General features: G+C 46.0%; 3 protein-coding genes. All 3 read left to right on the forward strand.

Features of this window, described 5'->3' with window-relative positions; genetic code table 11:
- Window positions 1-280 precede the first annotated feature (280 nt).
- From AC3A14_RS23595 to AC3A14_RS23605, 3 genes are read left to right on the forward strand one after another with little or no spacing between them, the layout of a single operon-like run.
- Window positions 281-1,735 (forward strand): ABC transporter substrate-binding protein, encoded by a 1,455-nt coding sequence (locus tag AC3A14_RS23595; RefSeq protein WP_318699731.1) that lies wholly within the window; start codon window positions 281-283, stop codon window positions 1,733-1,735.
- A 9-nt stretch (window positions 1,736-1,744) separates the two neighbouring features.
- Window positions 1,745-4,915, forward strand: a complete 3,171-nt coding sequence (locus AC3A14_RS23600; RefSeq protein ID WP_318736050.1) for an ATP-binding protein — start codon at window positions 1,745-1,747, stop codon at window positions 4,913-4,915.
- Window positions 4,905-6,206, forward strand: a complete 1,302-nt coding sequence (locus AC3A14_RS23605; RefSeq protein WP_318736053.1) for a sensor histidine kinase — start codon at window positions 4,905-4,907, stop codon at window positions 6,204-6,206. Before AC3A14_RS23600 ends, AC3A14_RS23605 begins: the two co-directional genes overlap by 11 nt.
- The last annotated feature ends 301 nt before the right edge of the window (window positions 6,207-6,507 follow it).

Below are 6,507 nucleotides of genomic sequence, written 5' to 3' on the forward strand. Positions count from 1 at the left end.
TTGGCGATTGCTTCCCTGCGGTCGCAATGACAACTCACATCTACGATCAACAATGCACCTCATAGCAGCGCGAAGCGCTGTATCAATTCCCAATTGCAGCACTAAGCATTGTCATCAATCGTAGCTATCAAAAAGAATACTCAAGAGGGCGATCGGTAATATAAGCATGTGAACTTTTATCTGGCTAACTCTTCGAGACAGGATAAGATGGTCTCATAGAAGGCACATTCTTTTAACGATAATAACGATTTGCCCCCCTCTTTTAAAGAGTGTTCAATAAATGAAAAGACGAGATATACTGCGCTGGGGAACATCAGCCGCGTTGGGGTGGAGTGCAACTTCTGCACTAACAGCCTGTCGTCGTTTTTCTCCATCTTCTTCTATTCCATTATCCATAGAAGAAACTCGCGGTTTGGAATCGCCAAGTGTGATAGGAACAGATGCCTATCATTTTCTTAAAGATGTAGGCCAAGGATTTTCCGGCACGACAGTGCGATTAATTACTGAAGATTCCCCAGGCGCTAATGTGGCTTGGGAATTTGTACAAGAAGAATTTATTCCCCTAACAGGAATTGACGTGCAATGGGATAGGTTCCCCCTCGATCGCGTGTTTGGGCGTATCGAGCAAGACATCGCCAGAGAAGCCGGAACCTATGACATCATGTACTGGGATCAGGCTTGGATCGGTCGTTTTCTTGAAGTCGGAGTAAATCCTAAAGAATTACTAGAAAACAGCGACCTGCAATATCCCAACTACAATTTTGAGGATTTTCTCTCCCCGTTAGTTGCCAATATTGCCTCCTATCAAGGACAGTTGGCTGCCATCCCCTATGATATTCCGATCTTGATTTTGTTCTACCGCCCAGATATTTTGGAGGAATTAGGATTATCGATCCCCATGACCATGGAAGACTACTTGGAGACCATGCAAGTCATTACTGAAGCCAAAGCCCCTCAAATCTATGGAACGGTAGAACAGTGGAAAGTGGGGCACTATAGCTTACATGCTAATATGACCGCTTGGTTGTGGGCCCATGGTGGGTCGATTTATCATGCCGATGGCACACCAGCCATTAATGACGACCGGGCGATCGCCGCAATGGAATACCTCCTCGCCCAACGACAATATGCCCCCCCCGAAGCCATAACCTGGGATTGGAGCGGACAAGCCAATGCTTTTCGTCAAGGTCGCGCAGGTGTCGCAATTGGGTGGGGGGAATTTTTTCCCTGGTTTGAAGAATCGGCTAACTCCCAAATATCCGGAAAAGTGGCAGTCGCTCCTTGTCCTCAAGCCATTGCCCTGCGTCCAGAGAGCGAATGCGGTTTCGGCGAAGTTCCAGGTGTGAGCCGTCAAGGGGGCAGTAGTCTGGCGCTCTCTCGTTACAGCAAAAATCGAGATGCAGCCTGGGTCTTTTTGCAATGGCTCACCAGCGCAGACACCATGACTCGGGCAGCCCTATTGAGCAAAACCAATAGCGTTCGCCGCAGCACCTACAGCGATCCTCGCTTGAAAATAGGGTTTGGAGCCAATCCCCAAGTTGCCAATTATTTTGAGGTCACCTTAGATGCCATTGAAAATCGCATGGGAACGGAACCCCACCATTCCAATTGGATTGAAGTGGGCTTCGATCGCTTCCCCATGGAACTGGGAAAATTAATGACCAACCAACAAAGCATCCGAACCACCCTAAACAACATGGCGCAAGCTGCTGCCCGAGCAACAGAAACCCTCTAACTCAAAACTATGAAAGCGATTCCTAGGAATATTCGCTCACGAATTGAGTGTTTCTTCAATCATTACAGCTTGCGCCATCAACTGTTAGGGGTATTTTGCTTCATTGCTCTGACTCCCCTGGCGGGATTTGCTTGGTGGAATTACCAGACTACGCGGACAGCTTTGATTCAATCGGCCAATCAATCCCTGAATGCAGCCGCGTCCCAAACGGCGGCAACTCTTGATGCCTTCGTTCGCATCAATTTGACGGTTATTGTTACTGAAGCGCAACAAGAAATCCTTGCCACCTATTTACAAGCTGCACCCAATGCTTCTCCCTCGGTTAGAGAGCAGGCACTCAACACTCTAAAGACCTCGATCGCCAAAGATACCGTCTTTTTAGTTTCCTCCGCTCTTCTGAATACCAATGGACAAAATCTCCTCGATACCCGCACCCCTCAAAGGGTATGGGACGAGTCGAATCGGGACTATTTCCAAATTGCCCTAGAAACGGGAGAGCCTTTTGTCTCCAATGTAGAATTTTCTGAGGTTGACGGTCAGCCTTACTTGTATTTCAGCCAATCGATCCGCGATCGCCAAACGGGGGAAGTGGTTGGCATATTACGCAGTCAGTACCATGCCGCCAAACTCCAAAACCTCATCCTAGAAAATAATAATTTAGCCGGTTCTTTGTCTTTTCCTATTCTGCTCGACGATCGCAATTTGCGCTTGGGTCAAGGCTATCAAGATGGAGGGAGACAGCTTGAAGAGCTTCTATTTCAATTTCTCGCTCCTCCTCAACCCGAAACCCTTGATGAATTACAGCAAACCTATCGCTTGCCGGCTTCTCTGCCTACCGATAGAGCCACTCAACTGACAGAATTTGACAAATTTGCTGCCAATTTTAACCCAGATCGCCCCTACTTCACGAGCATTCTGTCCCAAGAGCAGAATATAGAATATGCAGGTGCGATTCACCTGAGCCAAAGCCAACCGTGGAAAGTTGCTTATTTGCGCCCAAAATCTGTTTTTCTCCAACCCATTAATATTCAAACGCGCAATAATCTCCTCCTCGCTTTAGGGACGACCCTTGTTGCCATTAGCGTGGGATTTGGCATGGCTAATGTAATTTCTTCTCCCATTCGACGCTTGACGGCGATCGCCAAGCAAATCGCCGAAGGTAATTTAAGTGATGGTGTAGACATTGTGGCCGATGGGCACTCAGATGGAGTTTTACCCACCCAATGGGGTAATGAACTCGGAGAGCTTGCCAATTCCTTCAGTTATATGGCAACCCAACTGAAATCCTCATTTCAACAGTTGCAAGATTATTCGCAAAATCTCGAACAAAAAGTGGAGACACGAACCCAAGAGCTATCCGAGTCCCAACAGTTGCTCAATTTAGTTATGAATAATATCCCCCAATCTATTTTCTGGAAAAATCGCGAGAATGTGTACTTGGGATGCAATCGCAGTTTCGCCCAAGTTGCCCGCATGAAGCCGGAAGAGATTGTTGGCAAAACCGACTATGATATGCCTTGGTCTCGCGAAGAAGCAGATTTGTACATTGAGTACGATCGCAAAGTGATGAATGCTGGGGAACCAGAATTAGGGATTGTCGAACCGATTACCAAAGGCAATGGAACAATGAGTTGGCTTGAAACTAGCAAAGTTCCCCTCTACAATACTGAAGGCGTAGTCATGGGAATTATTGGTATTTTTCAAGATATTACCCCCTACAAAGAAGCAGAAGCAGCAGCCCAACAAGCCAACCAAGCTAAAAGCGAGTTTTTAGCCAATATGAGCCACGAATTGAGAACGCCCCTCAACGGCATTCTCGGCTACGCACAAATTTTAGGACGATCTAAAACCCTCGCCGAAGCGGATCGCAAAGGGGTAACGATCATTCATCAATGTGGTTCTCACTTACTAACATTGATTAACGATGTCTTAGATTTGTCCAAAATCGAAGCTCGTAAACTGGAGTTGAATCCCATTCCTGTTTATTTTCCCTCTCTTTTACAAAGTGTGGTGGAAATGTGCAAAATTAAAGCCCAACAAAAAGGAATTGATTTCATTTATCAGCCCAGCTCTCGCCTGCCGGAAGGAGTAGAAGTGGATGAAAAACGCCTACGACAGGTGTTAATCAACCTTTTGGGCAATGCCATTAAATTTACGAATAGCGGTTCCGTGAGGCTGCGGGTAGATGTGATTTCCGAGTCGGAAACCAGTGCAACCGTATTTTTTCAAGCGATCGATACTGGGGTGGGTATTGCCCAAGCCGATCTAGCCAAACTCTTTGAAGCCTTTGAACAGGTTGGCGATCGCCAAAAACAATCTGAAGGAACCGGGTTAGGATTGGCTATCTCCAAGCAAATTGTTGGGTTAATGGGTAGTACGATTGAAGTCACTAGCCAATTGGGTCGAGGAAGCGAATTTTCCTTTTCCGTTAACTTGCCCCTCGCTGTCGATTGGGCAACACGACAGATCGGTTTAGAGGGGCGCGATAATGCTCCGCATCGCTGGCGCGATCGCATTATCGGTTACGAGGGAGATCGGCGTACAATTCTCGTCGTGGACGATCGCTGGGAAAACCGCACTGTTGTCTCCAACTTACTCACTCCCCTCGACTTCACAATCATTGAAGCAGAAAACGGCCGCGAAGGCTTAGAAAAATTACGGGAGAACTCACCCGATTTAGCGATCGCCGACCTCTTTATGCCTGTGATGGATGGTTTTGATTTCCTCAAGCATATCCGGAGTTCCAAAGACTTGCAACATCACAAAATTATCGTCTCTTCCGCATCCGTGAGTGAAAAGGAGCAATATCGAGCAATGGATGCAGGGGGCGATTGCTTCCTCAACAAACCCGTCGATTTTCAAGAATTGTTGGCAGCAGTCTCGGAATGCTTGGATTTACAATGGATTTATGAAGATCGAGAGGATACGGAGGCGCTTTCGGAATCAACCGCTACCCCAATGGTTCTGCCAGCACCTGAGATCCTCAGCAACTTATTAGATTTGGCACAGCAAGATCGGATTCGAGAGCTGTCTGAAGCCCTAGAAAAACTTACCTGTCATGATTCAATGTATATCTCGTTTACTCAACCCTTACTCGACCTAGCCAACCAATTTGCCACAGAGGAAATCGAAGATATCCTGCAACAATATCTAACCGAAGGGGGATATCATGCAGAATAAAGCTGACCATCAACCGGAAATTTTAGCTGTTGATGATACGCCAGCCAATTTGCAAGTGGTAGCGGACACCTTATCTCCTGCCGGTTATATTGTTGCTGCTGTAACCAGTGGTGAGCGCGCTCTCAAGCGCTTGCAAACCTATGTTCCCGATCTGATTCTCCTCGATATTCAAATGCCAGGCATGGATGGCTTTGAAACCTGTCGGCAAATTAAGGACAACCCCAATACTGCCAGTATTCCCATCATTTTTATTACGGCTCTATCAGACGACAAGAGTATTATCAAAGGATTTGACTTGGGAGCCGTCGATTACATTACCAAACCGTTTCGCGAGGCGGAAATGCTAGCACGGGTGAAGACGCACTTACAGTTGGGAAAGTTGAGGGCAAACTTAGAAAAGCAAGTGGAGCAGCGCACGACTGATTTGACTCAAGCGATAGAGAAATTGCGATCGTCGCAAATGCAATTGGTTCAACAGGAAAAAATGGCAGGATTAGGTAATCTTGTAGCGGGAGTCGCTCATGAAATCAACAATCCGTTGAGTTTCATTACTGGTAATATCACGATGCTTAAAGACACTCTTGTCGATCTGTTGGCAATTATCCAAGCCTATCGCCAAGAATATCCCGAACCTAGCCCTGACTTAGCAGAAGAGATTGAAAATGCAGATCTCGACTTTTTGCTCGAAGATATTCCCAAAATTCTTGTTTCTATGCAACAAGGAGTGAAACGCATTGCTAATATTAGCACATCTTTGCGAACCTTTTCCCGTGCAGATACAGATATCAAAACTGAGTTTAATGTGCACGAGGGTCTTGACAGTACTTTATTAATCTTAAAATACCGCCTTAAAGCGAATGAGCAACGTCCCGCCATTAAAATTGTAAAAAATTATGGTGATATTCCCGAACTGAAATGCTATCCGGGACAGCTCAATCAAGTCTTTATGAATATCTTAGCAAATGCGATCGATACTCTGGATGAAAAGAGCAAAAACAAGTCTTTTGAAGAGATAGAAAAAGACCCTAATTATATTACTGTTACGACTGATTTGAGCGAAAAAAAGCAGGATGTTGTGGTCAGAATTATCGATAATGGCATGGGAATGCCAGAATCTGTAAAGGCGAAAATATTTGAGCAGGGATTTACCACTAAGAAAGTCGGCAAAGGAACAGGTTTGGGCATGGCAATCGCCTGTGAAATTCTGACCAAAAAGCATTGTGGAAAAATCACCTGTTCTTCACAATTGGGACAAGGAACTGAATTTGTGATTTCTCTTCCTTTGGGGTAAAGTCCTTCGCCTTGAAGTCGCCTTAGAGAGCTTCGCCACCCAGAAATCGAATTAACTTACAGCGCAAAGCGCTGTAACGGAGTACAGTCTCATTGAGATAAGTCATTGCGAATGGAACGAAGTGGAATGAAGCAATCGCAAAATCCCCAAATCTTGGCGATTGCTTCCCTGCGGTCGCAATGACAACTCGAATCTACGATCAACAATGTACCTCATAGCAGCGCAAGGCGCTGTATCCCTCTTCTTTCACTCTGGGAAGAGTATAATAAAGAAAAAAGGCTGAAAGCCCGATCGGAACTAT

The organism is Roseofilum sp. (genome assembly GCF_982964205.1).